The following is a 24,480-nucleotide window of genomic DNA, read 5'->3' as shown; positions in this document are numbered from 1 at the left end:
CCCGTCCCTCTGACAACCCACTCGGCGAGGTGGCCGCCCCCCGCGCGCGCCCCCGTGCCTCTGGCCGGTTGGTGGCCCGTTGGGGCGTGCGGCTCGTACCTGGGGCTGAGGCGCTCGGGGCGCTTTTGCCGTGGTGACGTGCGCCCCCGTGGCTTCCGTACGCGCGGTCGACGGGGCGTCGGTCGGCCAGTTCTCTGCTTCATTACGCGACGAACAGTGACGGTGTGGGCGCGAAATGTGATGTGCTGGGATCAGTCGTTGTCATTCGAGGGATAAGCGCAGGGGCTTACCGGGGGCCGGCCGGTGGACGGGGTGACTCACACCGGACGACGGGGAGTGAAGAGTTCCCGTACGGGGGCCTGGTCCGCATCGACCCGACAGTACGGCGCACTCGGTCGTGCGGACGCGGATGCGGCACGCAGGGAGGGAGCGCACGTGGGGACGGAGCACATCCGGCGCTGGGAGTCCGGCGCCCTCGCACACGCCGTGTCGGACCCGTTCGGCATGGGCCCGCTGCCCTGGCTGCGGGGGAGCGAGCACTACTTCGACGACACCGGGCACGTCGTGCCCTGGTACGTCGACCACGTGGACGCGCCCGGCGCGAGCGCCTTCCCGTTGCCCCGCGCGCACGACGCGGCCCCGGGGAACGCGGACGGCCGGCTGCACGCTCGCTGGGGCGCGTACGCCGCCGCGCGCCGCTCCGGCCAACGCGGCGGCCCCCGGATGGCCGACGACGTGCACCGGCAGATCAAGGGGTTCGCCAGCGCCGGCGCCGTGGCCCCCGGCGACGCCATCGACTTCCGGGTGACGGTCAACCCGCCGCAGGAGTTCAGCGTCGACATCTACCGCATCGGCCACTACGCCGGCGAGGGCGCATCGAAGATCACCACCAGCCCCCGGCTGGCCGGCATCGTCCAGCCCGCCCCGCTCGCCGCCGACCGCACCGTCTCCTGCCACCACTGGTGGCTCTCCTGGCGGCTCCAGGTCCCCACGTACTGGCAGGTCGGCGCGTACGTCGCCGTCCTCACCACCATCCGCGACGGCTTCCGCAGCCACATCCCGTTCACGGTCCGCGACCAGGACCCGGCCGATCTGCTGCTCGTGCTGCCCGACGTCACCTGGCAGGCGTACAACCTCTACCCCGAGGACGGCAGCTCCGGCGCCAGCCTCTACCACGCGTGGGACGCGGACGGCCGGCTGCTCGGTGAGGAGGACGCGGCCACCACGCTCTCCTTCGACCGCCCGTACGCGAGCGCCGGGCTGCCGCTGCACGTGGGTCACGCCTACGACTTCATCCGCTGGGCCGAGCGCTACGGGTACGACGTCGCGTACGCCAACACCCGCGACCTGCACGCCGGTCGGGTCGATCCGACGCGCTACCGGGGCCTGGTCTTCCCCGGGCACGACGAGTACTGGTCCGTTCCCATGCGCCGCACCGTCGAGCAAGCCCGCGACGCGGGCACCTCGTTGGTCTTCCTCTCGGCCAACACCATGTACTGGCAGGTGGAGTTGGTCCCCTCGCCCATGGGCCCCGACCGGCTGCTGTCCTGTCGCAAGCGGCGCGGTCCAGGGCGGCCGGCGCTCTGGCGCGAGCTGGGTAGCCCGGAGCAGCAGTTGATGGGCATCCAGTACGCGGGCCGGGTCCCCGAGCCGGCCCCGCTGGTCGTCCGCAACGCCGACCACTGGCTGTGGGAGGCGACGGGCGCCGGCGAGGGCGACGAGCTGCCGGGTCTGGTCGCCGGCGAGGCCGACCGGTACTTCCCGCGCACCAGCCTGCCGCAGCACATCCGCCGGATCCTGCTCGCGCACTCCCCGTACGAGGACAGCGACGGCGTGCCCCGCCACCAGGAGACCTCGCTCTACCGCGCGCCGAGCGGGGCTCTGGTCTTCGCCTCCGGCACCTTCGCCTGGTCGCCGGCGCTGGACCGCCCGGGTCACGTGGACACCCGCATCCAGCGCGCCACGGCCAACCTGCTCGACCGCATCTGCAAGCGCGACTGACCGCGCGGCCGACCCGGGCAGCGCAGCGCGACCAACCGCGTCACCGGCCGCCGCCCCGGCCCCGGCCCGCCACCCCGCACGGCCTCCGAATCGGCGCCCCACCGCCCCTGACCAGCGGCGCTTCCGCGCCCCGCCCGGCGGCCCCCACCACACCCTCGCGCCCGCCACAGTGCCCGGCGACCGGGCCCACGTCGGCCCCGCCCGGCCCGATACGCGAGAATCGAGGCTCTTGGACCAACCCACCGGGAGGAACCGTGTCCGGATTCGTCGAGAAGCCCGAGCCCGTGCGGGTGCCCGGCCTTGAGCATCTGCACACCGGAAAGGTCCGTGAGCTGTACCAGAACGCGGCCGGCGAGCTGGTGATGGTCGCCAGCGACCGGATCTCCGCGTACGACTGGGTGCTGCCCAGCGAGATCCCGGACAAGGGCCGGGTCCTCACCCAGCTCTCCCTGTGGTGGTTCGACCAGCTCGCCGACCTCATGCCCAACCACGTGGTGCGGGCCTGCGACACCCCGGACGACCTCCCGGCCGGGGCCCCCGCCGACTGGGCCGGCCGCACCGTGGTGTGCACGGCGCTGCGGATGGCCCCGGTGGAGTGCGTCGCGCGCGGCTACCTGGCCGGCTCGGGCCTGCGGGAGTACGTGGAGAACCGCACCGTCTGCGGCCTCGCCCTGCCCGAGGGGCTGGACAACGGCTCCGAGCTGCCCGCCGCGATCTTCACCCCGGCGACCAAGGCCGCCGTCGGCGACCACGACGAGAACGTCAGCTACGAGGAGGTCGCCCGCCAGGTCGGCGCCGAGAGCGCCGCCGAGCTGCGGCAGGCCACCCTCGCCCTGTACAGCCGGGGCCGCGACATCGCCCGCGAGCGCGGCATCATCCTGGCCGACACCAAGTTCGAGTTCGGCTACGACGGCGAGCGGCTGGTCCTTGCCGACGAGGCACTGACCCCGGACTCCTCCCGGTTCTGGCCCGCCGACCAGTGGGAGCCCGGCCGCGACCAGCCCTCCTTCGACAAGCAGTTCATCCGCGACTGGCTCACCTCGCCGGCCTCTGGCTGGGACCGCACCGGCGAACTCCCCCCGCCGCCGCTGCCCGCCGAGGTCATCGAGCAGACCCGCGCGAAGTACGTTGAGGCGTACGAGCGGCTCACCGGCCTGTCCTGGTCCTGACACGCCCAGGCCAGCGTGCCGGCCCGCCGCCGGGCCGGCACGCTGGCCAGTGCCCGGACATGAAGAAGGCCCCCGGTCGATGACCGGGGGCCTTCTTTACCGAGCGGACGACGAGGCTCGAACTCGCGACCTCAACCTTGGCAAGGTTGCGCTCTACCAACTGAGCTACGTCCGCACGCACCGCGCGTTTCCGCTTGGTGCGGGTCCTACTATAGCCAACGTTTCGGGCGAGCGAAGCACCCGCGTGCCACGCGACCGCCCGTCGGCCCGGCATTGCAGGCCGGGCGCCGCGACGTTGTGGCCATCGCCACACGCTCCGGGTCGAGGGGAAGCGGGGGAGCCCCGGCGGCGTCCGGCCCCCGAGTGGCGTAGCGCACCCGCGCGGAGGGCGGCCGGGGACGGCGGACGACCGCCGACGCTCGCGACGGGACGGGGTGGGGCGGGTGGGGCAGAGAAGCCCGGAGCGATCACGGATAGCGCGCGGTGACATATGACGAAGGCCCCGACCGTAATGATCGGGGCCTTCGCCATATTCGCTGAGCGGACGACGAGATTCGAACTCGCGACCCTCACCTTGGCAAGGTGATGCTCTACCAACTGAGCCACGTCCGCGTTTGCGACCGATCAGCTTTCACTCATCGGCGCGGGGACCACTCTACCTGACCCGAATGGATCGGTTGAGCAGTGGAGCGGGTGACAGGGATCGCACACTGCGCCTCCCCCTTGGAAAGGGGGCGCTCTACTACTGAGCTACACCCGCATGATCGAAGTTCTGGGCTTTTCGGCCCGTGCCCTTCGGCGTGCTCCAGACTCTAGCGGATCAATGGGGGTGCGACGCAACTCGGTGCGCAAGGGCGCCACGCGCGGCTCTTCCCCGCCGGCCCGGAGGCGCTTCCGCGACCGGGCGAGCGAGCGATCAGTCGAGCAGGCGAGTGAGTGGGTGGGTGGGACGCGAGACGGGAGGGGTTTTTCCGCTCCGGGGCCGGCGCAGACGCCCGCCCCGGAGCGGGCGGCTTCGATCAGCTCGCCGCGTTAAAGGCTTCGTACACCTTCTTGGGGATGCGGCCCCGTGGCGGCACCTCCATGCCGTGCGACTGGGCCCAGGCCCGCACGGTGGCCGGGTCGGGGGCGACGGCGGTGCGCCGGTAGGTCTTGCCGGAGCGGGACCGCTTGCGGCCCGCCTCGACGTACGGGGCGAGAGTGCCGCGCAGTTTCTTCGCATTGGCAGAGTTGAGGTCGATCTCGTACGACCTGCCGTCGAGACCGAACGTGACCGTTTCCGAGGCTTCTCCGCCATCGATGTCGTCAGAGACTGTGACCACTACACGCTGTGCCACGGATATCGGTCCTTTCGAGCTGCATCGCCTGGCCGTCACTAGCTGCCGCCAGTTGACGTGCCGCGGTGCATGGGTTCCGGAGGTCAGGGATCAATGCTTTTTCATTTGTACAGCGGTGGGCATTGCATTGTGAAGCCCCGGTAATTCTGTCCGCGTGTCCCCGCGCAATCCGGACGATACGTTTTCCCCTCGATTTCCCCCAGGGCTCGACACCCCCGATGCTTAAACGTGACCGGGGGTTCACCTTATCTATGCGCGTAGATTTTGCAGGGATGTAGGGTTATGTCATCTGCCTTCGGGTCCCTGGGGGTTGCTCCCCAGAACTCACAGCCGCACCACACCACCGGGAGTGCCAGTGGCACGCGTCGTAGTCGACGTCATGCTCAAGCCCGAGATCCTTGACCCGCAGGGCCAGGCCGTGCAGCGCGCGCTGCCCCGCCTGGGCTTCGAGGGGATCTCCGACGTACGTCAGGGCAAGCGCTTTGAACTTGAGGTGGAGGGACCGGTCGACGACGACGCCCTCGCCCGTATCCGCGAGATGGCGGAAACGTTCCTCGCGAACACCGTCATTGAGGACTTCGTCGTAAAGGTCGAGTCGTGACCGCACGCGTGGGAGTTGTCACCTTCCCGGGCACCCTCGACGACCGCGACACTCAGCGCGCGGTCCGTATCGCGGGTCTTGAGGCCGTGCCGCTGTGGCACCGGGACAAGGATCTTCATCAGGTCGACGCCGTGGTGTTGCCCGGCGGCTTCTCGTATGGCGACTATCTCAGGGCCGGAGCGATCTCCCGCTTCTCGCCGGTGATGGAATCGATCATCGAACAGGCCAAGGCCGGCATGCCGGTCCTGGGTATCTGCAACGGATTTCAGGTTCTTACCGAGACGCATCTGCTGCCGGGCGCGATGCTGCGGAACAACCATCTGCACTTCGTCTGCCGCGACCAGAAGTTGCGGGTCGAGAACGTGAACACCGCCTGGACGGCCGACTTCACGGCCGGCCAGGAGATCCAGATCCCGCTGAAGAACATCGACGGCCAGTTCGTCGCGGACGCGCGCACGGTCGACGAGTTGGAGGCGGAGGGCCGGGTCGTCTTCCGCTACCTGGACGTCAACCCCAACGGCTCGCTGCGCGACATCGCCGGCATCACCAACGCCGCCGGCAACGTCGTCGGCCTGATGCCGCACCCGGAGCACGCGGTGGACCCGCAGGTCGGCACCGGCGGCACCGACGGGCTCGGATTCTTCACCTCGATCTTGAAGAAGTTGGTCTCCGCATGACGCTCGACACCGGAACAGCCGAGGGAGCGACTGAGATTCCCTACCCCAGCGCGTCTGGCCCTGTGCCGCGAAGGAGCGACCGAGCGTGACCCTCGACACCGTGAAGCACGCGGGCGAGACGCCCGACGTCGAACTGCCCTGGGCCGAACTCGGCCTGAAGGAAGACGAGTACGCGCGCGTCCGGGACATCCTCGGGCGCCGGCCGACCGGCGCCGAGCTGGCCATGTACTCCGTCATGTGGTCCGAGCACTGCTCGTACAAGAGCAGCAAGGTGCACCTGCGCCAGTTCGGCGAGAAGGCCCCCGCCACCGACGCGCTCCTGGTGGGCATCGGTGAGAACGCCGGCGTCGTGGACATCGGTGAGGGGTACGCGGTCACCTTCAAGGTCGAGTCGCACAACCACCCCTCGTACGTCGAGCCCTACCAGGGCGCGGCCACCGGCGTCGGCGGCATCGTGCGCGACATCATCGCGATGGGCGCCCGCCCGGTCGCCGTCGTGGACCCGCTGCGGATGGGCGCCCCCGACCACCCGGACACCAAGCGCGTGCTGCCGGGCGTCGTCGCGGGCATCGGCGGCTACGGCAACTGCCTGGGCCTGCCGAACATCGGCGGCGAGCTGGTCTTCGACGCCTGCTACCAGGGCAACCCGCTGGTCAACGCCGGGGCGATCGGCGTGATGCGGCACGAGGACATCCACCTGGCCAAGGCCAGCGGCACCGGCAACAAGATCGTCCTGTACGGCGCCCGCACCGGCGGCGACGGCATCGGCGGCGCCTCCATCCTGGCCTCCGAGACCTTCGACGACTCGAAGCCGTCCAAGCGCCCGGCGGTCCAGGTCGGCGACCCGTTCCAGGAGAAGCTGCTCATCGAGTGCACCCTGGAGGCGTTCGCCGAGAAGCTGGTCGTCGGCATCCAGGACCTGGGCGCGGCGGGCCTGTCCTGCGCCACCTCCGAGCTGGCCTCCAACGGCTCCGGTGGCATGCGCGTCTCGCTGGACGACGTGCCGCTGCGCGACTCCACGCTCTCGCCCGAGGAGATCCTCATGAGCGAGTCGCAGGAGCGCATGTGCGCGGTCGTGGAGCCGGACAAGGTGGACCGCTTCCTCGCCATCTGCGAGAAGTGGGACGTCCTGGCCACCGTCATCGGCGAGGTCACCGACGGCGACCGGCTGGAGATCTTCTGGCACGGCGAGAAGATCGTGGACGTGGACCCGCGCACGGTCGCGCACGAGGGCCCGGTCTACGAGCGCCCGTACGCACGCCCCGACTGGCAGGACGCGCTCCAGGCCGACGACGCGGGCAAGCTGCCCCGCCCCGGCTCCGCCGACGAGCTGCGCGAGCAGGTCCTCAAGCTGGTCGGGTCGGCGAACCAGGCGTCCAAGTCCTGGGTCACCGACCAGTACGACCGCTTCGTGCAGGGCAACACGGTCCTGGCGCAGCCCGAGGACTCCGGCATGATCCGGGTCAGCGAGGAGACCGGTCTCGGCGTGGCCATCGCCACGGACGGCAACGGCCGGTACACCAAGCTCGACCCGTACACCGGCGCGCAGCTCGCGCTGGCCGAGTCGTACCGCAACGTGGCCGCGGCCGGCGCCAGGCCGCTCGCGATCTCCGACTGCCTGAACTTCGGTTCGCCCGAGGACCCGGCCGTCATGTGGCAGTTCGTGGAGGCCATCCGTGGCCTGGCCGACGGCTGTCAGCAGCTCGGCACGCCGGTGACCGGCGGCAACGTCTCGCTGTACAACCAGACGGGCGAGGCGGCCATCCACCCGACGCCGGTGGTCGCCGTGCTCGGCGTCATCGACGACGTGGCCCGCCGCACGCCGATCGGCTTCGGCACCGAGGGCCAGTTGCTCTACCTGCTCGGTGACACCCGCGAGGAGTTCGGCGGCTCGGCCTGGTCCCAGGTCGTCCACGACCACCTGGGTGGGCTGCCGCCCAAGGTGGACCTGGAGCGGGAGCGGCTGCTGGCCGAGATCCTGATCTCCGGCTCCCGCGACGGCATGATCGACGCGGCGCACGACCTCTCCGACGGCGGCCTGGTGCAGGCGCTGGTCGAGTCGTGCCTGCGGGGCGGCAAGGGCGCCCGGATCGTGCTGCCCGAGGGCCCGGCCGCCTCCGGCGACGCGACCGACGACGCGTTCGTCGCGCTGTTCTCGGAGTCCGCGGGCCGCGCGGTGGTGGCGGTGCCGCGCAGCGAGGAGCTGCGCTTCACCGACATGTGCGGCGCGCGCGGGCTGCCCGCCACGCGCATCGGCGTCGTGGACGGGGACGCGCTGGAGGTGCAGGGCCAGTTCAGCATCCCGCTGACGGAGCTGCGCGAGACGCACGAGGCGACCATCCCGGCGCTGGTGGCCTGAGCGGCGCCTGAGCACCTGGTGAACCGCGCGGTGAGCCGCGGGTGAGGCAAGCCGGCGAGGGCCCGTACGGAACGCTCCGTACGGGCCCTTCGCCGTGCTCCCGGCGTCCGCCCCGCGCGCTGGCCCGGGCCGGCGCGCGCAACGGGCGGCGGCGTCGTACGGCCGGGGGCGCCGTACGGGCCGGGGCGCGTACGGGCGCGAGCCGCGCGGGGGCGCACGCTCTACCCTGTGGATCATGGCTTCCGCTTCGCGTACACCCCGAGCCCGTAGCTACGACCCCGTGAAGGTGCGGGCCGCGCTCGACGGTCAGGTCCGGGCCGTGCGGGACGCGGTCGCGGTGCTGTGTGCGGCCCCCGACGCCACCCCGCTGCTCGCCGCGCCCTCGCGGCTCGAAGCGTGGACGGTGCGGCAGTTGATCGTGCACATCGCCGTCTGCATGGAGACCCTGCCCCGCCGCCTCGCCGCCGACCCGGCGCCCCGGGGCGCGACCGCCGACCTCGACCTGCGCGGTTACGTGAACTCGCTGGGCTCGCAGGCCGGCGAGATCGCCCAGGCCACCATCGCCGAGGCGGACGACCTGTCCGGGGCGGGCGAGCCCGCCGAACTCCTCGACCGCTACGACGCCGCCGCCGCGCTCCTGGCCGAGGCGGTGGCGGGTGCGGCCGGCACCGAGTTGATCAGCACCCGGTTCGGCCGGCTGACGGTGGACGACTTCCTCGTCACCCGGCTGCTCGAACTGGTCGTACACGGCGACGACCTGACCGCCGCCACCGGCACCGCGATCAGCCACGACCGGCAGGCCCTGGCCACGGTCGCGCGGCTGCTGGCCGACGCGCTCGCGGCCAGGGCGCCGGGCGGCTCGGTGGAGCTGCGGGTGCCGCCGTTCGCGGTGGTGCAGTGCGTGCAGGGCCCTCGGCACACCCGTGGCACCCCGCCCAACGTGGTGGAGACCGACGCGCTCACCTGGCTCCGCCTCGCCGCGGGCCGCACCGTGTGGGAGCACGAGGTGGACGCGGGCACGGTCAGCGCCAGCGGCGAGCGCGCCGATCTGTCGGAGTACCTGCCGGTGATGGGGTAGGCCGCAGGCCCCGGGGGCCGGGCCCGCCCCGAGCCGCCGTACGGCCTCAGTCCTCGTACGGCAGCAGTCCCGCGTCCACCTTCTCCCAGGCGGCGCGCAACCGGGCCAGCCGCGCCCTGTCCGTCGTGGCGTGGTTGGCCTGCTCGCGCGGGTCGTTGGTGAGGTGGAACAGCTTGTCGCGGCCGTCCGCGCCCCGGTAGTACTTCCAGTCGCCCCGGCGCAGCGCGCGCTCGCCGCGCACCCGCCAGAACAGGTCGCGCTCCGCGAGCCGTTCACCGCGCAGCAGGTAGCCGGCGAGGCTGACGCCGTCCAGCGGGTAGGCGGGGTGCGGCCGGGCGCCGGCGACCTCAAGCAGCGTCGCCGTCCAGTCGTACGAGGCCACCGGCTCGTGGCTGACCTGGTTGCGGCGCAGCCGGGCGGGCCAGCGTACGAGGTTGGGGACGCGGATGCCGCCCTCTTCGAGGGTGAACTTGTTGCCGGACAGCGGCCACTGGTACGACCAGCGCTCGCCGCCGTTGTCGCTGGAGAAGACAACCAGGGTGTTGTGCTCCTCACCGGAGTCGCGCAGCGCGGCCAGCACCGTGCCGACCGACGCGTCGAGGTCCCGCACCATCTGCCGGTACTTGGCGAGCGAGCCGCCGTCGCGGTGGTTGAGCACGCCCTTCTCGCCGGCCCTGATGCGGGCGGTGAGACGGGCGCTCTCCTCCTCGTCGCCCTCGGCTATCCACGGCCAGTGCGGGGTGGTGAAGTTGAGGTTGAGCAACCAGGGCTTCCCGCCGTGCCCGCGCCGTACGTAGTCGCTGGCCCGCTCGGTCAGGATCCGGGTGTAGTACCGCAGGTCCTTGTACTCGGCGTCGCCCTCGTACAGGTCGTACTCGCCGCTGAGCCCGAGCTTCGAGTAGTACTCCAGGGCGCCGCCGAAGTTGCCGAAGAACTCGTCCCAACCGGAGCGGGTGGGGCTGTAGTCGGGCAGGTAGCCGCAGTGCCACTTGCCGATCAGTGCGGTGGCGTAGCCGGCGTCGCGCAGCAGCGAGGCGAGCGTGGGGTGGTTCGGGTCGAGCCCGACGCTCTTGTCGGCGATCGGCTCGGCGAGCCCGCCCTTGGTACGCCCCGGGTAGCGGCCGGTGTAGAGGCTGAACCGGGTGGGGGAGCAGGTGGCCGAGCCGGAGTACGCCTGGGTGAACCGCACGCCCTGGCGCGCGAGCCGGTCCAGGTGCGGGGTGTGGATGTCGGGGGAGCCGTACGAGGACAGGTCGGCCCAGCCGAGGTCGTCGGCCAGGATGAACAGGATGTTGGGCCGCCGCGACCGGCGGTCGGTGGCGGCCTCGAACTCGACCTCCGATTCGTTTTCGTGGCTCGGCCGCCCCGCGCGGGTGCCGGCCGCCGCCTCGCCCGTATCACGGGCGGCGCGGCTGGTGGCGGCAGCGGCGGGCCCGGCGGCGGCGGTCGCCGCGGTGGCCCCGACGACTCCGCCGAAGGCGCGCCGGCTCAACCGGCTGGGCAGCGGTCGCTCGGGTTGGCCGGCGGGGTCGGGGTGCTGGGCGGGGTGGGGTTGCTCGGCGCCGCTGGTGGGTTGCTCGGCGGGGTGGGGCTGGGGCGAGGTGGGCATGGCGGGTCCTTCGCGTGGGTGGGGGCGCGCGACGGCCGTCGCCCGGCGCACGGCGGAGCCCGGCGGGCTCGGTGGCGGGGCGGCACCCGTCAGGCGCCGGAAGGTCGTAAGGGGTGGGAGCCCTGGGAAACGCGTCGGTCAAAGCCGCGCGACGCAACGCCAGTTGGCCAACCGACCGGGGAGATCGGCACAGAAACCAGAGCGCGAACCGGAGCACGACCGGAGCGAAATCCGGAGGGAAATCCAGAGCGGGAACCCGAGCGGAGGGCGAACACCCGCGAAGGCCAGGCGAACGAGAACGCTCACGAAGGCACGCCGTAGCGGCGCACCGCGCTAACGCGTCGTACGGAAAGCGCACCGGAACGAACCGGCGCCGAGCCGTTCAGTGGGCCGGGCCGCAGGCCGGATCGCGGGAGGCACCCCGGGAAAAACCGGGGTCGGGACCGCGGGGCCGCTCGGGTGGTCAGGCGTGGCGACAGATCGCGCTCGCGACACGGACCAGGTCAACGTGGCGGCGCGCTACCAACAAGATCGAAGGATCAAGGGCGAGCGGCATGGTCCAGGAGCCTGTCTGACGACATGCCCGCCTGTCAATGCCAGGTGAGCCACGCCCGGGAAGTGCGGCCTGTACTGCGATGTCTGGCCAACCGGGTGACACCCGCCACCCGAATCACCCGCTGAGGTCGCGCGCTCACGGGAAGTCGCCTTGTCTGGGCATTGCGATCCGACCGTTTCAGAAAGGAACGTCACGCGATGTCTTCTCTCCCCTCCACCTCCGCCGCCCGACCCCGTTCCGTCGCCCGCCGCGCCGGCGCGGCGGTGGCCACCGCCGCCGTCGCCCTCGGCCTCGCGATCGTCCCCGGCGTCGCCGCCGCCGACCCCGAGTCGACCGAGGCCACCGCGCCCGTCGCCGCACCCCGTGGCGCCATCGCGGTCGTTGAGGGCGCCACCCAGTTCGCCGTGACGCCGGAGGCCCTGAAGCGGCTCCAGCAGCACGACCTGCGCCTGGTTCGCCTCGACGCCAAGGGGCAGACCCGGGAGGCCGTGCCCGCCGGCGTGCCCCTGCGGCTCGACGTGACCAGCGGCGTCGTCACCAACATGGACGGCCGCATCGGCGGCCGGGTGCTGTACGAGGACCGGGGTCTCGCGGTGGTGAACACCAGGACCCGGCAGGTCGCCCGGCTCGCCGAGTTCGAGAGCGACCTCACGCGCAACGCCGTGCTGGCCACCGTCAACCAGTCGGACACCATCGCGATCGGCCGCGCCCCGAGCCAGCGGATCACGCGCGAGACGCTCAACGTCGCCGACCGACAGGTGCGGTTGACCTCCCCGGTCCGGCTCTCCGGACGCGCGGCCGAGCGGCTCAACCGCGTGACGGGCACGGACGCCTTCGAGCGCGGCGAGACCCTGGCACGGGTCACCAGCCAGTTCCACCTGGACGAGGAGCAGGACGTACGCGAGGCCCTCGGCCTGGACAAGGACCTCGACAGCGTGGACACGTCCCAGTCCACCCGCCAGGAGGCCCAGGAGCGGCCGGGCAGCGCCGCCGACGAGATGGCCACCGAGGAGAACCTGCGGAAGGCGTTCCCGAACGCGGCTGGCTAAGCCAGCTCGGGCGACGGCCCGTCACCCTCGGCGGCCAACGCGGCGTGTCGCGCCGCCCGTTCGCCACCGTCGCCACCTTCTCCCCAGCCGCCGCGCGCCCCGCCGACGCGACTCTCCCACTCGGCGAACAGGGCGCGCGGCGGCCGGAGTTGGGGCCCCATGGGACGGCTGAGCATCCGCTCGCGGTCGTACGGGGAGACCCGGCATCGCGCGACACGCCACAGCGAGCGGGGACGCCACGAGCGAAGGGTGGGACTCGGGCGCCAGGGCGGGGCTCGGGCGCCAGGGTGGGACCGGGCGCCAGGGTGGGACCGGGGGCTCAGGCGCCCGGCGGATTGGCCTCGACCGCGCTTCGGACGAAGGCGCGGACGCGGGCCGTCTCGTTTGCGGGGAGCCAGACCGGCCCCCAGGTGACGGGCGGGGCGTCGTGCAGCGGGACGTACGCGATGTCGGGGCGGGCGTGGTACTGGGCGAAGTGCGCGCCGACCGGGTACACGCCCCGGCCCAGGGCGACCGTGGTGAGGATGTTGCTGAGCCCGTGGCACTCGGGCCCCTTGAGCGTGGGCCGGCCGCTCGGCGTGAAGCCGGGCGTACGGTCGTCCCGGAACTCCCGCGAGACCTCGTCCGGCAGTTGGATCAGCGGGACCTCGGCCAGCACGTCGAGGGAGACCGACGCGCGGCCGGCCAGCGGGTGTGCGGCGGCGATGGCCAACACGCGCGGTTCGGCCAGGAGTACGGGCCCGTTGCGCGCACCGGGGAACGGATAGGCGGCCACCAGGATGTCGATCTCGCCCTTGCGGAGCCGGGTGGCACTCGTACCCAGCTCACCCGCCTGGAGGTGGACCGCGCAGTCGGGGTGGCGGGCGGCGAAGTGGGCGGTGGCCCGAAGCGCCAGTTGCTCCGTGGCCGGGCCGAGGAAGTGGATGAGGAGTTCGCCGGTGACGCCCTTGCCGGCGTCGACGGCCCGGCGCAACGACGCCTCGACCGCCGCCACGGCCGGCCCCAGCTCATCGGCGAGTTGCTGACCCAGCGGCGTCAGCCGCACCTGGCGGCTGGTCCGCTCGAAGAGGGCGGCGCCGACGCGGCTCTCCAACCTCTTGATGGTCTTGCTGACGTGGCCGGTGGTGAGGTGGAGTCGGACGGCGGTGCGCCCGAAGTGCAGTTCGTCGGCGAGCAGCAGGAAGGTCTCCACCTCGTGCCGTTCCCACACGTTCGCCCCCGTGCCCCGTGCCCCGTGCCCCGTGCCCTACGACCCGCGCCGCCGGCCCCGGCGTCCGCGCCCCACGGCGCCACCGCGCGCGACCCGGCCGGCCCGCCGCCCCTCGGCGTTGTCGCCCGTTTCGTTTCCTGTTTCGTTTCCCGAGAGGCAACGATCGTAGCGTGATCGTGGCTTGATGACGCGGTTCCGGCAGAGCATCGTAGTGATCACCGGGGGAGACGCCCCGGGGCCGACCCGGCCCGCGAACGCCGCCACCTGCGGCGCGGCGGCCGGACCAACGTCAGCCATCGGGTACGTCAGGAAGGAGGGCCGTCGAAATGCAGCCACCCGAGCGCGCGACACAGCGCACTGGGCCGCGTCGCGCGGCCCGCCGGATCGTCGCCCACGCCTTCATGACGCTGGACGGCGTCCTCGTGGCACCCGAGGAGTGGCAACGCGCGGCGGCAGACGCCGGGTTGACGCCACTACGGCTCCTGCGAGGCGACCGGCCCGCCGAGTCCCACGCTGCCGCCGACGTCGTCGGTGACTCCGACATCGTCGGCGACTCCGACATCGTCGCGACCGACGACCCCCTGGCCCAACTGGCCGCGCTCAAGGGGCGGCCCGGCCGGGACATCGTGGTGACCGGCGGCGACACGGCGATCCGCGCCCTGCTCCAGGCCGGTCTGGTGGACGACTTACACCTGCGGGTCCACCCCCTGGTGGCCGGCCACGGCCAGCGCCTCTTCCCCGACACCGGCCCCCGCGTCCCGCTCACCCTCGTGGCGGCGTCCGCCTCCCCGACGGGCGTCCTCCACCTCCGCTACCGCCCCGACTGACGGGCTCCGGCGCACAGTTCGTACGACGTCCCGGCCACCGAGCCCACCGGGCCCGGTTCGCGCCCGCGACGGCACGGGCGCGGGCGTGACAGCGGCCCGAACCAGCCACAGCAGACACTCACTGGGAGAACCTGACATGCGTACGTTGATCAGCACCGCCTTCGTCTCGCTCGACGGCGTCGTGGAGGCCCCGGGCGGCGAGTCCGACTACCGCAACGCCGGCTGGACCTTCAAGGACGTGGAGTTCCTGCCGGAGGCGTACGAGATCAAGGGCCGGGAACAGTCGGAGGCCACGGCGATGATCTTCGGCCGGGTCAGCTACGAGGGCTTCGCCCCGGTCTGGCCGGCGATGGAGGAGTTCGCGGAGTACAAGGACATGCCCAAGTACGTCGTCTCCACCACCCTCCCCGAGTCGTCCCTGGTCGAAGGCTGGGGCCCGACCACGATCCTGCGCTCGCTGGACGACGTGGCCGCGCTGAAGGAGACCGAGGGCGGCCCGATCATCATGCACGGCAGCGTCAGGCTCCACCACAGCCTCTCCGACGCCGGCCTGATCGACCGCTATCACCTGATGGTCTTCCCCCTCCTCCTCGGCGCGGGCGAGCGCCTGTTCAGCGACACGGACAAGGACACGCAGAAGCTGAAGCTGGTCGAGCACAAGGCGTACGCGAACGGCATCCAGAAGGTCATCTACGACGTGGTGCGCTGACCGCGCGCAGCGCGGGGGTGTTGGGATCGGGCTCGCTGTGGTGTGGGCCCGGCCCCTTGAGGCCGGTGGGCATCCGCATGCTGGCGGGTCGCCCGGGTGCGGGAGACTGACGGGGAGGGCCGGGCCGGTGGGGGGCCTGGGCGTACGGGGACGGGGGAGCGTGACGTGGTCCTCTCGGTGCTGGCCAACGTCTCGATCGGGTTGCTCACGAGCGTGCTCGGTGGCTGCCTGGTCTGGCTGTGGGAGCGCGGCAAGCACACCCGCACGCTGAACAGGAAGGGCGCCTTCTTCGGCGTACGCCCCGGCGGCACCTGCCTGATCGTCCTGGGCAACAAGCACGACGCCCCCGGCGCCGCCCACCACCGCGACGTACGGGCCACCGTGGAACTGGCCATGCTGGCCGGCGAACTCGGCTGCACGGTGACGGTCGAGTCCGACGACTTCCGTGGCAGCAACGGCGACCACACGGAGTTCTGCGTCGGCGGCCCCCTTGGCGGCGCCAACGCCCGCACGGCCGGCCACCTCTCCGCCCACCTCCCGGGCGTGACCTTCCACCCCTACGGCCCCGAGGACGACGACTCGGTAGCCATCGAGGTCGCCGGCCAGCGCTACCGCTTCGACCCCGGCAACCAGTCGTACGCCCTCGTCGCCAAGTTCACCCCGCGGGAGTTCCGCCGCCCGATCATCCTGGTCTGCGGCCAGAGCGCGGTCGCGAACCAGGCGGCGATCCACTTCCTCCGCCGCGAGTACGCGCAGGTGGCCGCGCAACTGGCCACGGTGGAGCGCTACTGCGTCCTGATCAAGGTGTCCGGCATCACGACGTACGACTACCACCGGGCGGAGTTCGTGGGGGACGTGACGGGGGCGGCGTTCGGGGACGGATGAGGGGCTGGCTGGGCGGGGGCCCCGCAGGGGCGGGGACGAGGTCCGCGCGGCGTACTTGGTGCGCAGGGACTTGGGGTCATCCCCGTGTGCGGGGACCAGACGCGTACCTGTAGGCGCGGCGTGTCGTAGGCGGGATCATCCCTGCGCGCGGGGACCAGCCACCGCTCGTATCGAATACCAGGAGGCATGACGGGACCATCCCCGCGCGCGCGGGGACCAGAGGTGCACCAGAAGCGCCGCCAAATAGGCGGCGGGACCATCCCCGCGCGCGCGGGGACCAGTCCTCGTGCCACTCGTACGGGCGCCAGCGAACGGGACCATCCCTGCGCGCGCGGGGACCAGGGCGGACGCCCCACCCTGGAGTTCGTCCGAGCGGGACCATCCCCGCGCGGGGACCAGCTCAATGCAAACCTCGTTCAGACCGGGCCGGAAGGACCATCCCCGCGCGCGGGGACCAGAGCAATTCACCTGCGGCTTTACCGCGTCGAACCCCGGTTTTCTGCAACTTCCGCAGACTCCGACTTACCGCCCAAGCCCCACAAACCGCCCACAACGCCTCCCCGTAAAGCCGTACGCCCAGGCTATCGGGCCCGCCCCGGGCGGTGCCCCCCCCCCCCCACAACTCACCCCGCCGTCCAAGGACGGAGCTTGTCCGGGTTGCGGATGCCCCAGATGTGGGTGATGCGGTCGCCGCTGACGTCGAGGGACATCACCGACACCGTGACGCCGTCCAGTTGGAGGACCACGCCGGGCTGGCCGTTGACCGTGCGCTCCACCATCATCAGGTCGGGCGCCTGGGTGGCGATGGTCATGAGGTGGTGGGCGACGTCCTCCCGGCCCGTGATCGGGTGGAGCGCGGCCCTGGCGCGGCCGCCGCCGTCGCTGACCGCCGTGACGTCGGGGTCGAGGATGGCGATGAGGGCAACGATGTCCTTGGCGTCCCACGCCTGCTTGAAGCCGCGGACGACGTTCGTGCGCTGCTCGGCCGAGGTCGCGGGGGCCTGCGCGCCGCGCAGCCGGCGGCGGGCCGACGAGGCGAGCTGGCGGCAGGCCGCCGGCGTACGGCCGACGATCTCGGCCACCTCGGCGAACGAGTACCGGAAGACGTCGTGCAGCACGAACGCCACGCGCTCGGCCGGCGTCATCGATTCGAGGACGACGAGGAACGCCATGTTGATCGACTCGTCGAGCGTGACCCGGTCGGCCGGGTCGGCGGCGCTGCCCCCCGGCCGCCCGTCGGCCCACTCCGCGGGATCGGGCACCGGCTCCGGAATCCACTCCCCGACGTAACGTTCGCGCCGGGCGCGCGCCGAGCCCAACTGGTCCAGGCAGATGCGGCTGGCGACCTTCATCAGCCAACCGCCGGGAGCTTCGATGGCCGCCTGCTGCCTCGGCGTCATGGCGTACCAACGGGCGTACGTCTCCTGGACGACGTCCTCGGCGTCGGCGAGGGAGCCGAGGAGTCGGTACGCGAGGTTGATCAACTGCCGCCGCTCGCTCATGATCGCGCCCAGGCTCGGGTCGAGCGGGCCGCCCTCTCCTGGCTCGGTCTGGGTCCCCATGGTGTCGCCGCTCCCTCGTCGTCCGTTCCGGCGCCTGCGTCGTCCCTGCTTCTCCCTTACGACGAGACAGCCCATCGAAATGTGAGGTCACGACGCGTCGCCTCACATTCTGCGGGGCTGTCTCGTCGTACTGCTGGGAACGGACACGGTCCCGCCTACCGCCCTTCCGCCATCGCCGGCGGAAGGGACCAGCAGGAAAGGGAAAACGCCATGGACATGCGTTACGACTTCTTCGCTCATTCGGTCTCCAGCAAATTCCTGAAGCAACTCGTCTCGGCGGCCAAGCCGCTCATGGAATCGTCGCTGCCGGCCTCGACGCGGGAACTCGTGGCACTTCGCGTCAGCCAGATCAACGGCTGTGGATTCTGTGTCGACATGCACACCAAGGACGCCGTCGCGGCCGGCGAGACGCAACAGCGCCTGCACCTGGTCGCCGTCTGGCGGGAGGCCACGGTGTTCACCGACTCCGAGCGCGCGGCCCTGGAACTGGCGGAGGAGGGCACCCGCCTCGCCGACGCTGCCGGCGGCGTCAGCGACGAGGTCTGGGCGAACGCCACCAAGCACTTCGACGAGGAGCAGCTCGGGGCCCTGATATCGACCATCGCGGTCATGAACGCCCTCAACCGGCTGAACGTCATCACCCAGCGCCCCGCGGGTGACTACCAGCCCGGCCAGTTCGGCTGACCTGCAGTTCCGGAGCCCAGCACTGTTCCAGTGCCCGGCACCACCTCACGACGACGACGGCCGAGCCCGGCGTACGGGCTCCGCGCTCGCGACACGTGCCCACAGCACGCGTCCGCAGCGCGCGTCCGGGGCTCGGCCGTCGCGCGTCAGGTGCCGAGCCGCCACCCTGCCCGCCATCCCCGCGCCCACCCTGGAGCAACCACCATGTCACCGACCCGCCCCAGCGAACTGACCGGCGACTACGTCATCGACGCCACCCGCACCCGCATCGGCTTCGTGGCCCGACACACCATGTCCACGCGGGTGCGCGGCCACGTCGACGCGTTCGAGGGCAGCGTGCACCTCGACGGCGAGCACCCCTGGAAGTCCTCCGTACGGCTTGTCATCCAGGCGCAGGACGTCCAGACCAAGAACCGCCAGCGCGACGTCCTGGTACGCAGCAAGTTCCTTGACGCGCAGAACCACCCGACCATCACCTTCACCTCAACCGACGTCCTCCAGTCCGACGCCACCCACTACGAACTCACGGGTGACCTGACGATCCGCGGCACCACCAGATCCGTCACCCTGAACGTCGAACTCACCGACACCGAGCCCGACTCCCAGGGCAACCTCTGGGCCCACCTCAAGGGCACGACGACCATCAACCGCAAGGACTGGAACGTGAACTGGAACGCCTTCACCTCGGCGATGGTCAGCCCGACGGTGGTAGTGGAGTTCGATGCGGTGGTGGTGCGGGGGTGAGGTGGCCTTGGCGGGCTGTGGGGGCGGGGGTTGTGAGGGTGGGGCGGGGGGCGGTGGGGAGTCCCGCAGGCGCGGGGACCAGAAAGCGTTCTCCGCCTCAAGGCGCGGCTGGACAGGTCCATCCCCGCACGCGCGGGGACCAGCCTCGAGAGTGAAACGGGAGTCGATGTCGAAGGGGTCCATCCCCGCACGCGCGGGGACCAGCCTGATGTACAAGTCGGCGGACCCGGACAAGGGGGTCCATCCCCGCACGCGCGGGGACCAGGCCCAACTCCGCGACGTGAAGCCGACCGAGACGGGTCCATCCCCGCACGCGCGGGGACCAGTCCGGCACTCTGGTCGGTCGCGACGTGAAGACGGGTCCATCCCCGCACGCGCGGGGACCAGTGCAATTGACCTGCGGGTTTGTCAGGCTCGACCCTGGTTTTTTGCAACTTCCGCGAACTCCGACCTTCCGCGCGAACGTGATGGCCACGACATCTCGCCCAACGCGTCCTCCTCTCAAGCAGGCGCAACAGGCTAGTGCCCCCGCCCTCGCGTTCTCAGCAGGCCCAGACACGTGGCGGGGGCGGTGTACGGGGGCTGGCTCCCGGTTGGGGAACCAGGAGGGCCCTTCGCTAGGCGGATGGCGGGGCAATTCCGCGAACCAGCTCAGATGGAGAACGTCCATGCGCCGTCTGGGGCGATCAGCCTGCTGCTATCCGCACTGAGTTCGACGCTCATCGAGTGCAGAGGGAACTGATTCCGCTCCTCCCACTTACGCCGGACGCGCTCCAGGTCGTCCCAGAGTCGGCGCGCTCCGTCCTGGTGCATGGTGCGCTGCGACGCGTCACCGCTCTCCTCGGCGCGTGCCCACGAACCGTCCGCCGCGAGGAGCCAGACCACGCGCCGACCGTCCGGCATGGTGGCCATACGGGTTTCTACGCCGGGGGTGTCCAGCTCGTACAACCACCGAAGTGGCCATTCCTGCCAGAGGTTCGGAATAGGGCCGTCTGGGGAGCGCACATCCAACCCGTCGGCGTCCCGGGCGGCTGTGAATACGTCGTTGAGCTTGGGCGGGTAGTCGGGGCTCTGTCGGGTTTCCATGAACGTTGCCGGGTCGGGTTGGACGCTTCCCCGCGCAATGCCGTCATCTCCCATGTCGGCCGTGATCAGTAGGGCCGTGTGGGCGATGGTGGTCACGAGCCTGCCACCTGGACGCAGCGCGCGGAGCCACGTTTTCGGAACAGGGCGGACGGACACCGTGGCCATGATGCGGTCATAAGCGGGTTCGGGGAGTTCCCCCGTCGCGTCGATTGCTTCGATCCGAGGGATGCGGCCGAATTCAGCGAGGCGGGCGCGAGCGGCCTCAACGAGATACGGGTCCACGTCCACACTCGTCACGTGCTCGTCTCCGAGACGTTGCGCGAAGAGAGAGAGCGCATAACCGGAGCCGGTGCCCACGTCCAAGACCCGATGTCCGGGGTCGGCGTTCAACCGGTGCATCATCGAAACGATCAGACTCGGAAGCGTCGAGGACGAGGTGGGACTACCCGCCGCCCGTTGTTCCGCCTTCGCGTGGTCGGCGTGCAGGGGGCCGACGCGCGTGACAAGGGTTTCGTCACTGTAGGCCGCTGCGATCCGCGCCCTGGAATCTTCAGCGTGGGCTACCAACTCCCACTCTTCAGTAGGGCTGTTCGCCATGCGTTCCCACCAGCGGGGGACGAGCAGGTGGCGAGGGGTCTCACTGACTGCTTCGTGCCACTCCAGAGCGTTTGCGGCCACCTTGTCGGCCAGCGTCCTCGCCGCGTCGCCCCATGATCCCGATGAGGTCATTCGGTCTCCTATCTTCGTCCGGGTGGGACAGCAGTCGGAGGCCATCCCCGCACGCGGGGACCAGCGCGTCGTGAGCATCGACCCAGGGGCCGACGAGGGACCATCCCCGCGTGCGGGGACCAGCGGTGACGTACCTGCCGCGCGGGTCCCGCCCGGGGGACCACCCCCGCGCGCGGGGACCAGCAAGGCGATGGGCCGGTCGGGGTCGGGCTGCTGGGGCCATCCCCGCACGCGCGGGGACAGGTGATCCCGCTCGCCCCAGGTGCGGACATTCTGGGACCATCCCCGCGTGCGCGGGGACCAGGCCCTCGCGCTGGCGACGGCCGGGCAGTGGCTGGGACCATCCCCGCGCGCGCGGGGACGCAGGAGCCCCACAGCGTCGAGCATGGAGACGCGGAGGGACCATCCCCGCGCGCGCGGGGACCAGAGCGCCCGCAGCATCGGTGCCATCGACCGGCAGGGACCATCCCCGCGCGCGCGGGGACCAGTCGGCGCTGGGCTGCAAGGTCACGAGCGCGGAGGGACCATCCCCGCGCGCGCGGGGACCAGGTACCCGGACAGGAAGGTCGTGTCGTGGAAGAGGGACCATCCCCGCGCGCGCGGGGACCAGATGCCGAGTTGCTTGAAGGCGGCCGGGGTCCAGGGACCATCCCCGCGCGCGCGGGGACCAGAGCGATTGACCTGCGGGTTTGTCAGGCCGAACCCCGGTTTTCTGCAACTTCCGCGAACTCCGACCATTCGCCCGAACTCGTCACTCGTCGCATCTCACCCAAGACGCCCCGCCCCCTAACCAGGCCCAACAGGCTATCGCCGAACTCCGCCGATTCGACGAGCTCCGACGACACCTGCGGCGAAGGCCGGCGGCGACAAGCCACCCACAGCGGGCACCCCGGCCCCACGCCGACCAGCCCCCCCCACACTCCCTCACAATGCCGCCGGCCCAATGTCCTCAGCCGGCGTAACGCGCCACCGCAAGGTGACCGTCGCGGCAAAGCGGAAGTGGCGCCCGTCCGCATGGTCGCGGGCCGCGTGGTGCGTACACCAGCGCTGCGCGCGCTCGTGTTGGGCCGTGATGGACTCCGACGTCTCGGGCTCCGGAGACAGGTCGTCGCACGCGAGACACCTGGCCCGGACGGTGTACGGCGTGGCCTCGGGATCAGGAGCGAGGGACATCTCGACGTAACGGTAACGGCGGCGGTGGGTCATGTCGGTGGTGGCTGGTGGGCGCGGAGGCGGGCGGTGCGGGCGCATGCGGGGTGAACCTCCAGGGTGCGAGGTGTGGAGTTGGCGGGGCCGGAACGTCCACTCACAGTCACCGCGTCGGCACGTTCCAACTCCCGCTCGCACAACGGGCATTGAGCGGCAACGGCATCTGGCCCATGCGCGATCCGTACGGCGGAGACGAGGACCGCCCCCAGGTAGTACGGATGAGCCAGGTACCGCCCCGACCAGTCAGCAGGGAACCGCCAGTGCAGCCCGGGCCCGGCGCGGTGGTGCGTGGGCGGTACACCGACGTAGTGGGTGCCAGGCCCGGCACCCAACACGGCAACGTGCCCGCGCAACCGCTCCCAATGGACGTACGCGGACTGATCATCAACCGCCATCAACCAGTACGCGCAGGCCATCCGCTCATCGATGATCGCGGCACAGCTTTCCGTACCGTCGAGGATCTGAAAGGCCCACTTCGCCACGGCCGAAGAAGTGCGCACGGCGTCCCACTGGCGTCCTGCGGGGAGAAGCAGCACCTCGTCGTGGAGCGGGGGAGCCCAGCTCGTGTCGATCACGACGCCCGTCCCCGCCCCCGGCCGCGCGCGTTGGTGACCGCAGTCGCCAGCAGTTCCGCGTCGGTGAGCAGGCGGTCGCCCGTCGGGGCCACTCGCCACCACACCGTGTGGTCACGCGTCATGCCGGGGACGAAGAGGAAGGAGTCGTCGTCTCCCCGAACGCTGACCACCGGGTGGCCGTGAAAGCGCTGCACGGCCGCCGCGTTGGGCTCGATGAGCCAGGTCTGACGACGCTCGACATCCTCCTCAATCACCGCCCCGGACGCGTCCCCGAGCGCGGCGAGCACCAGGTCACCGAGATGTGTCGGCACCGTCAGTGCGTGCCAACCCAGCTCCCCGATCCGCGTCCAGCGCACGCCGCCGCCAGGCGGAATCCAGTCGTGGGGGGCGGCCGCTCCATCAGGGGTTGCCTCACGGACACCCGCATGTCCGCCGGCATGCGGACGCGCCGCAACGTGCTTACTGCTGCTCATGTCGAGAGTTCCCGTCTCATCGATGCCACGTGTCACTCGTGAGCGTTCAGCTGACCTATGCGTCTGGGATTCAGCGCACGTCGCCTCTATGGTCGAAATCCGTAGGGCGGTGTCGCTCTTGGCAGTAACGTACGGTGAGCGGAACCTCGAAAAAACTGACGCCCAGTACGAGTTGAGCAGACCTAGCCAGCAGGAGCCCATGGCATGGCGTCACGGCAAAAGGTGTCGAAGTGCGGAACCCTGACCACAGGTCCGGGATCACCTGGGCGGGCCCGTGAAGGGGTTGTCACCGGGCACCTTTTCAAGGTCACGAGAGAACGGGCAGGGCTGACCCAGCAATCCCTGGCCGAGGCGATCGCGGTCGACGTCACCACCGTGCAGGGGTGGGAATCGGGGCGCCGTTCCCTCACGGCGATCCCGTCCGCGCAGTTCCGACAGATGCGACGCCATTTGCTACGCAGCGGGGCCGACCCCGCTCTTCTGGTCCTCTTCGATGCCGCGATGGATGCCGACGCCGTCCTGAGCCATGGCCTTCGCGATCGCCGATCGAGTGACGTACACGGCCATCCCTTGGCCAATTGGGTCTTCACTCGCTCGGCCACGCACATGATCGCTTGGGCGCTGACGGGAACTCCTCCCGCAGCGCTCCCTCACCCGCCCCCAGGGATGCCTCGGCGACGTGGCCCCACGCCGAACGGGCCTTTGCTGGGAGACCCTGAACGCCGAGCGTTCTTCGACGGCCTGCGGCGAAGTGCCGAAGTGGCGGACTGGACGGGTGCAGAGAGTGCCTTGCTGCGACGGCAAGCGCTCTACCTGTGCAGCTACGACGTGGCATCGGATACGCATGCGTGGATGACTGACATGCGGGGTAGGCAGGCTCGAGCTTCCCAACGCAGTGCTTGGAACTGGGCTGACGCTCGGTCGTTGGCGACATCGCTCACGCGGCACGGGGAGCGCGACGCACTGCACGCGTTCATCGAGCGGGGCATGAGTGATGACGCGGGTGAACTGGCCAACCTGAACTACTGGGCCTACTGGTTGGGGCTCGACAATTTACCTCGGTCCGACGACGCGTTCATGGCTGGGCGTGCGGAGTGGGACGCGAAGGCGCTACTTCGCAGCCTGGTAGGTCGCATGTCACCAGAACTCGGCTGCATCGACCTGAACATCCACTCCGTGTGGTCGTTGCTCGCTGTACGCCCGGGTGCGCTAGCGGCGGACCATGAACTGTGCCGCGACCTCAAGCAGCGGGTAGCGCGTCTACTGGATGGTGGTGTTGTGTCCACAAGGTCCAGGCGCGAGTTGGATGCCGTGCATTACGGTCTGAAGCTGAACGCCCCGTGACCTACCG

Annotated in this window: 21 protein-coding genes, 3 tRNA genes and 1 CRISPR repeat array; of the genes, 13 read left to right on the top strand and 11 right to left on the bottom strand. The window is 70.9% G+C overall.

Annotation, left to right across the window (positions count from 1 at the left end):
- Positions 1–435 precede the first annotated feature (435 nt).
- Both OYE22_RS14490 and OYE22_RS14485 read left to right on the top strand, forming a co-directional pair.
- On the top strand, positions 436–2,001 hold the full coding sequence (locus OYE22_RS14490) for a N,N-dimethylformamidase beta subunit family domain-containing protein (RefSeq protein ID WP_277320791.1): 1,566 nt from the start codon (positions 436–438) through the stop codon (positions 1,999–2,001).
- A gap of 254 nt (positions 2,002–2,255) precedes the next feature.
- Positions 2,256–3,170, top strand: coding sequence for a phosphoribosylaminoimidazolesuccinocarboxamide synthase (locus OYE22_RS14485; protein WP_277320790.1), 915 nt, complete (start codon positions 2,256–2,258; stop codon positions 3,168–3,170).
- Between the two features lie 102 nt (positions 3,171–3,272).
- Here the strand turns inward: OYE22_RS14485 and OYE22_RS14480 are convergent.
- From OYE22_RS14480 to OYE22_RS14465, 4 genes are all read right to left on the bottom strand, one after another.
- Positions 3,273–3,345, bottom strand: a tRNA-Gly gene (locus OYE22_RS14480).
- Positions 3,346–3,709: 364 nt separating this feature from the next.
- Positions 3,710–3,782 (bottom strand) — tRNA-Gly (locus tag OYE22_RS14475).
- 73 nt (positions 3,783–3,855) lie between these two features.
- A tRNA-Gly gene (locus OYE22_RS14470) sits at positions 3,856–3,930 on the bottom strand.
- 259 nt (positions 3,931–4,189) lie between these two features.
- The gene (locus tag OYE22_RS14465; RefSeq protein WP_277320789.1) at positions 4,190–4,507 is read right to left on the bottom strand and encodes an Lsr2 family protein; all 318 of its coding nucleotides are present in this window, start codon (positions 4,505–4,507) and stop codon (positions 4,190–4,192) included.
- A 355-nt stretch (positions 4,508–4,862) separates the two neighbouring features.
- On the opposite strand from OYE22_RS14465, the gene purS reads away from it, so the two are divergent.
- The 4 genes from purS to OYE22_RS14445 all read left to right on the top strand — a co-directional run bounded on the left by purS (position 4,863) and on the right by OYE22_RS14445 (position 9,222).
- Entirely contained in the window at positions 4,863–5,108 is a 246-nt protein-coding gene (purS, locus tag OYE22_RS14460) for a phosphoribosylformylglycinamidine synthase subunit PurS (protein ID WP_176163165.1), read from the top strand.
- A complete protein-coding gene (gene purQ, locus OYE22_RS14455) occupies positions 5,105–5,785 on the top strand; it encodes a phosphoribosylformylglycinamidine synthase subunit PurQ (RefSeq protein ID WP_277320788.1) in 681 nt (226 codons plus the stop codon). Before purS ends, purQ begins: the two co-directional genes overlap by 4 nt.
- An 85-nt stretch (positions 5,786–5,870) precedes the next feature.
- The gene (gene purL, locus OYE22_RS14450) at positions 5,871–8,144 is read left to right on the top strand and encodes a phosphoribosylformylglycinamidine synthase subunit PurL (RefSeq protein WP_277320787.1); all 2,274 of its coding nucleotides are present in this window, start codon (positions 5,871–5,873) and stop codon (positions 8,142–8,144) included.
- Between the two features lie 235 nt (positions 8,145–8,379).
- Positions 8,380–9,222 carry a sterol carrier family protein gene (locus tag OYE22_RS14445; RefSeq protein ID WP_277320786.1) on the top strand — a complete coding sequence of 281 codons (843 nt, stop codon included), beginning with the start codon at positions 8,380–8,382 and terminating at the stop codon, positions 9,220–9,222.
- 46 nt (positions 9,223–9,268) lie between these two features.
- Here the strand turns inward: OYE22_RS14445 and OYE22_RS14440 are convergent, their stop codons facing one another.
- Together OYE22_RS14440 and OYE22_RS33435 are read right to left on the bottom strand one after the other, a co-directional pair.
- Positions 9,269–10,831: a sulfatase-like hydrolase/transferase gene (locus tag OYE22_RS14440; protein ID WP_277320785.1), complete on the bottom strand. Its 1,563-nt coding sequence runs from the start codon at positions 10,829–10,831 to the stop codon at positions 9,269–9,271.
- Between the two features lie 463 nt (positions 10,832–11,294).
- Positions 11,295–11,387 (bottom strand): putative leader peptide, encoded by a 93-nt coding sequence (locus OYE22_RS33435; protein ID WP_348652214.1) that lies wholly within the window; start codon positions 11,385–11,387, stop codon positions 11,295–11,297.
- 197 nt (positions 11,388–11,584) lie between these two features.
- Here OYE22_RS33435 and OYE22_RS14435 point away from each other — a divergent pair, with 197 nt between their 5' ends.
- Positions 11,585–12,436 carry a hypothetical protein gene (locus tag OYE22_RS14435; protein WP_277320784.1) on the top strand — a complete coding sequence of 284 codons (852 nt, stop codon included), beginning with the start codon at positions 11,585–11,587 and terminating at the stop codon, positions 12,434–12,436.
- Positions 12,437–12,755: 319 nt separating this feature from the next.
- Here the strand turns inward: OYE22_RS14435 and OYE22_RS14430 are convergent, their stop codons facing one another.
- Positions 12,756–13,646 carry a LysR substrate-binding domain-containing protein gene (locus OYE22_RS14430; protein ID WP_277320783.1) on the bottom strand — a complete coding sequence of 297 codons (891 nt, stop codon included), beginning with the start codon at positions 13,644–13,646 and terminating at the stop codon, positions 12,756–12,758.
- Between the two features lie 326 nt (positions 13,647–13,972).
- Here OYE22_RS14430 and OYE22_RS14425 point away from each other — a divergent pair, with 326 nt between their 5' ends.
- From OYE22_RS14425 to OYE22_RS14415, 3 genes are all read left to right on the top strand, one after another.
- A complete protein-coding gene (locus tag OYE22_RS14425) occupies positions 13,973–14,473 on the top strand; it encodes a dihydrofolate reductase family protein (protein WP_277320782.1) in 501 nt (166 codons plus the stop codon).
- 136 nt (positions 14,474–14,609) lie between these two features.
- Complete coding sequence (locus OYE22_RS14420; RefSeq protein WP_277320781.1) at positions 14,610–15,182, top strand: dihydrofolate reductase family protein; 573 nt, start codon at positions 14,610–14,612, stop codon at positions 15,180–15,182.
- A gap of 165 nt (positions 15,183–15,347) precedes the next feature.
- Complete coding sequence (locus tag OYE22_RS14415; protein ID WP_277320780.1) at positions 15,348–16,067, top strand: hypothetical protein; 720 nt, start codon at positions 15,348–15,350, stop codon at positions 16,065–16,067.
- Positions 16,068–16,690: 623 nt separating this feature from the next.
- Here the strand turns inward: OYE22_RS14415 and sigJ are convergent.
- Positions 16,691–17,629, bottom strand: coding sequence for an RNA polymerase sigma factor SigJ (gene sigJ, locus OYE22_RS14410; protein WP_277320779.1), 939 nt, complete (start codon positions 17,627–17,629; stop codon positions 16,691–16,693).
- Between the two features lie 210 nt (positions 17,630–17,839).
- On the opposite strand from sigJ, the gene OYE22_RS14405 reads away from it, so the two are divergent.
- Positions 17,840–18,313 carry a carboxymuconolactone decarboxylase family protein gene (locus OYE22_RS14405; protein ID WP_277320778.1) on the top strand — a complete coding sequence of 158 codons (474 nt, stop codon included), beginning with the start codon at positions 17,840–17,842 and terminating at the stop codon, positions 18,311–18,313.
- A gap of 204 nt (positions 18,314–18,517) precedes the next feature.
- Positions 18,518–19,057, top strand: a complete 540-nt coding sequence (locus tag OYE22_RS14400) for a YceI family protein (protein ID WP_277320777.1) — start codon at positions 18,518–18,520, stop codon at positions 19,055–19,057.
- A gap of 53 nt (positions 19,058–19,110) precedes the next feature.
- Positions 19,111–19,444: a CRISPR direct-repeat array (repeat unit 29 nt; unit sequence GGGTCCATCCCCGCACGCGCGGGGACCAG).
- 264 nt (positions 19,445–19,708) lie between these two features.
- Here OYE22_RS14400 and OYE22_RS14395 read toward each other — a convergent pair.
- The 3 genes from OYE22_RS14395 to OYE22_RS14385 all read right to left on the bottom strand — a co-directional run bounded on the left by OYE22_RS14395 (position 19,709) and on the right by OYE22_RS14385 (position 22,967).
- A complete protein-coding gene (locus OYE22_RS14395; RefSeq protein ID WP_277320776.1) occupies positions 19,709–20,872 on the bottom strand; it encodes a methyltransferase domain-containing protein in 1,164 nt (387 codons plus the stop codon).
- Positions 20,873–22,074: 1,202 nt separating this feature from the next.
- Complete coding sequence (locus tag OYE22_RS14390; RefSeq protein WP_277320775.1) at positions 22,075–22,656, bottom strand: hypothetical protein; 582 nt, start codon at positions 22,654–22,656, stop codon at positions 22,075–22,077.
- Positions 22,653–22,967 carry a hypothetical protein gene (locus OYE22_RS14385; RefSeq protein ID WP_277320774.1) on the bottom strand — a complete coding sequence of 105 codons (315 nt, stop codon included), beginning with the start codon at positions 22,965–22,967 and terminating at the stop codon, positions 22,653–22,655. The genes OYE22_RS14390 and OYE22_RS14385 overlap by 4 nt, the downstream gene beginning before the upstream one ends.
- 1,086 nt (positions 22,968–24,053) lie before the next feature.
- Between OYE22_RS14385 and OYE22_RS14380 the strand changes: the two genes are divergently transcribed.
- Entirely contained in the window at positions 24,054–24,473 is a 420-nt protein-coding gene (locus OYE22_RS14380) for a hypothetical protein (RefSeq protein WP_277320773.1), read from the top strand.
- Positions 24,474–24,480: the final 7 nt, after the last annotated feature.

The organism is Streptomyces sp. 71268, assembly GCF_029392895.1.
Classification (GTDB): Bacteria; Actinomycetota; Actinomycetes; order Streptomycetales; family Streptomycetaceae; genus Streptomyces.
The sequence above is the reverse complement of the archived record's forward strand: the minus strand, read 5'-3'. Positions and strand labels throughout refer to the sequence as shown.